The organism is Vibrio sp. N418 (assembly GCF_000222565.1).
In the GTDB taxonomy this organism is placed as follows: Bacteria; Pseudomonadota; Gammaproteobacteria; order Enterobacterales; family Vibrionaceae; genus Vibrio; species Vibrio scophthalmi.
Genome location: NZ_AFWD01000017.1, coordinates 1 through 368, shown reverse-complemented (window position 1 = coordinate 368; position 368 = coordinate 1). Strand labels below are relative to the sequence as shown.

Below are 368 nucleotides of genomic sequence, written 5' to 3'. Positions count from 1 at the left end.
TTTTCTCAATGGGGCTATAGCTCAGCTGGGAGAGCGCCTGCCTTGCACGCAGGAGGTCTGCGGTTCGATCCCGCATAGCTCCACCATTGAGAAACTTCTTCCTATAAGAAGTAAAACTAATATGGGCGATTAGCTCAGTTGGGAGAGCACCTGCCTTACAAGCAGGGGGTCACTGGTTCGAGCCCGGTATCGCCCACCATCTTTAAGCGCATTCGCAAGAGTGTTTTTAGAAATGGTTTCAATAGAAATCTAGCTCTTTAACAATTTGGAAAGCTGACTGATAACAACACTGTTGTTATCAAAAAAAGTTCTCAATGTTTATCTTTAAGATAAACACCAAAAAACACATTCAAGTGTTCTTGGCAATG

General features: G+C 43.5%; 2 tRNA genes. Both read left to right on the top strand.

Features of this window, described 5'->3' with window-relative positions:
• Positions 1-10: 10 nt before the first annotated feature.
• Positions 11-86: transfer RNA gene (locus RH86_RS03060), tRNA-Ala, on the top strand.
• Between the two features lie 37 nt (positions 87-123).
• A tRNA-Val gene (locus tag RH86_RS03055) sits at positions 124-199 on the top strand.
• Positions 200-368: the final 169 nt, after the last annotated feature.